The 2,639-nt window shown below is 38.0% G+C and carries 3 protein-coding genes; 2 read left to right on the forward strand and 1 reads right to left on the reverse strand.

Features of this window, described 5'->3' with window-relative positions:
* The first annotated feature begins 104 nt into the window (after positions 1-104).
* Together B9G53_RS27030 and B9G53_RS26525 are read left to right on the forward strand one after the other, a co-directional pair.
* On the forward strand, positions 105-548 hold the full coding sequence (locus B9G53_RS27030; RefSeq protein ID WP_141211917.1) for a hypothetical protein: 444 nt from the start codon (positions 105-107) through the stop codon (positions 546-548).
* Positions 541-1,476: a phosphotransferase enzyme family protein gene (locus tag B9G53_RS26525; RefSeq protein ID WP_176453373.1), complete on the forward strand. Its 936-nt coding sequence runs from the start codon at positions 541-543 to the stop codon at positions 1,474-1,476. Before B9G53_RS27030 ends, B9G53_RS26525 begins: the two co-directional genes overlap by 8 nt.
* A gap of 460 nt (positions 1,477-1,936) precedes the next feature.
* Here B9G53_RS26525 and B9G53_RS26530 read toward each other — a convergent pair whose 3' ends face one another.
* Positions 1,937-2,497 (reverse strand): hypothetical protein, encoded by a 561-nt coding sequence (locus B9G53_RS26530; RefSeq protein ID WP_141211918.1) that lies wholly within the window; start codon positions 2,495-2,497, stop codon positions 1,937-1,939.
* Positions 2,498-2,639: the final 142 nt, after the last annotated feature.

Genomic DNA, 2,639 nt, shown 5'->3' on the forward strand with positions numbered 1-2,639 from the left:
ATGTCGATTGAACTGCTTCTGCCAATCTTTGAGATCTAACGGCTTGTTCAGAAGCGCTTCGTTTTGGTTCATTTTTTTACTGTCTTTTTATTTCATATTTTACCATGCCTTACAGCGGGAAGGGAGTAGGTATTATTGGCTCTTGTGAAGAAATGAGAAAAATTCATTTGTTTCAATCTCAAGTAGTAAATTCGACAGATATAACTATTTACCCTTCAAAGAAAGAAGAATCATTTACGAATATAGGCGTGCCAAGTAATGCTCCGCAAGCCTGCGCAAATCGATTTAAACTTTACATTGACTATGACGGATCTATTTATCCATGTTTTGGGCTTATAGGTTTACATAATCAAGCAATTGGTTCAATTAGAGAAGCTTTTTCTAACTGCGCTTTAGCTGGTCAACCATATACCTTTGACTTAATAAGTCTTGCTCTAAAGGGACCTGAGCTTCAAGAAGAAAATGCTGCCACAAGATTCACGAGCTTGCCATGGATATGTGAACGGCATCGTTCTGAAATTATTAAAATGGAGTATACTAATGCTTAATAAAATGTGCATTTGGCAAGCAGTATTAAACAATTATTCGATTGGCGACATAGCTTCAATCAATCCTATCAGTAATTCACGCAACTCCCTATTTAACATTATTACAAATAATAAATGTTTTATTGCAAGAGTTTCAAGAATAGAAAATAAAGATAACATTTCACATATATTGCCTTTACAAGAATATTTATTTTATAAGTGCGCTCCTGTATCAAGACCAATGCGTCGATTGGATGGTGGGTATATCACATATGTGAGTAATGCTAATAATCTCTACTATCTTTCAGTTGAAGATTTTATATTAGGCAAAATACCTTCTGTTAATATTAATGACTTTTTTATAGCTGGAGCATATTTAGCCCTGTTCCATGAAATCTCTAATAGTTACCCAAACTATAGCGACATTCCACACTCAAATCTCGATGTTTTGCTGTTTCAGCCAACTACCTACATTACTGATAGAGTAAGTTCTGAATTAGCTCAGCAGGTTGATAATCTATGTCAACAACTTGGACAGATACTTGATTCTCTTAAAGAACAAGTATCATTTGGTATCTGTCATGGAGACTCGCATCACTATAATATGCACTTGAGCAATGACAAGATAGTTTTCTTTGATCTTGAAGATGTAAAACTATCATGGCGGGTGTATGATATTGCTACTATGATCTGGGGAACATTCGGGCAAGGGGGCAATGGCTATATCTGGAATGCTGTTATTCAGGGCTATAATTCTGTCAGTCTAATTTCCGATTATGAAGCACAAATAATTAAGTACTTTGTTGCTATTAGACAAATTTGGTGGTTAGGTCTACACGCTTGCCGATGGGGAGATTGGATAATTCATAAAGATGAAGATGAATTCTTTCAGAGAGGAGTTGAATTATTTTTTTATATATGTAGAGAAGGATGTGGCATCGCAGTTTAAGAAAATAGTTTTGAGTTATTGACTGATGTTACGTGGAACTCTCCCCCCCTAGCCCCTCTCCCATCAAGGGAGAGGGGCTAGGGGGGAGGGTATTGAGAACTTCCACGTAACATCACTTATTGAGACTATCAAGTAAAATATGTAAAGTCTGGGAGTTAGATTTGAAGATAATCTTCAAATGAGGGTAGAAAAGAGCTTGAGAGTAGATTTCCACTCACAAATGGCCATTGTCCGATTGTGAGAATTTGCATTGTAAAATAGACCAACTCGAAAGTCACAAGTAGCAGAAGAGAAAATCTGTTGAGATTTAATCGCTTTGCATCTGCGTAAACTAATATTTATTGACTCAGTAGCGTTGGTAGTATAACTAGTCTTATGAATCTCAGATCCCAATAAATGAAGTCATCACAAAAGAGAAAATCTTTGCAGAGCTAAGACTTTCTCTTTTGAAACAACGGTTTTAGAACAGCTTCAACTGTTCTCTCTCCTCATTTACATTCTTCTGCGGAATCACAAGTTGCTTACCTCCTCTTTCTAGAAACGTAAATTCAGACAACGGCTTGAATACTTGCGGTTGTAGAAACTGCAAAAGCCGATCGCCATTCACAGGAATTTCAACCTCAACAGTGCTAACAATCTGCGCGATTTGTTCAAGCCAGTTATCAGCGTCACCTGACACCCAATCCTCAAAATGTCTCTGCCTCAATGCTTCCACGATCGCTGTTGATGGTGGTTCCAACTTTGCGACTATAGAATCACGTTGCCAAAATATCTCTCTTGAGTCAGTCAATTCATCATCATCAAGATTAGGATCTTGATCGTCATTATCCACGGGTGCTTCGTTAGCAATTGTGTCAAACAGTTGCTTGAGAAACTCTAACCGATTTGCTTTTTCGTGGTATGTCTGAAGTTGATCGAACGGCTGACTGACTCGCTTTTGCAAGATTGGTAATTCTTGCCGATCGCGTTCGAGAGTTTCTTGGGCTGTAGTCAATTTGGCAGCGATCGTATTTCTCACCACATGCAAAAGAGAACTATGCGGATTGTGGCAATCAACATTCGCTCATCTGGGGAAGTAGGTGAAATGGCAAAATAGGAGGAAGTCATTTTCATGAATCGACAGAGAAGCGATGATCAAATTTCCCCTGACCGAATTGTTAGAT

This window comes from Pseudanabaena sp. SR411, from assembly GCF_002251945.1.
In the GTDB taxonomy this organism is placed as follows: Bacteria; Cyanobacteriota; Cyanobacteriia; order Pseudanabaenales; family Pseudanabaenaceae; genus Pseudanabaena.

Excerpts from the sequence above, each read along its gene's own strand:
- B9G53_RS27030 (WP_141211917.1), top strand. The coding sequence starts at position 105 with ATGCCTTACAGCGGGAAGGGAGTAGGTATTATTGGCTCTTGTGAAGAA.
- B9G53_RS26525 (WP_176453373.1), top strand. The coding sequence starts at position 541 with ATGCTTAATAAAATGTGCATTTGGCAAGCAGTATTAAACAATTATTCG.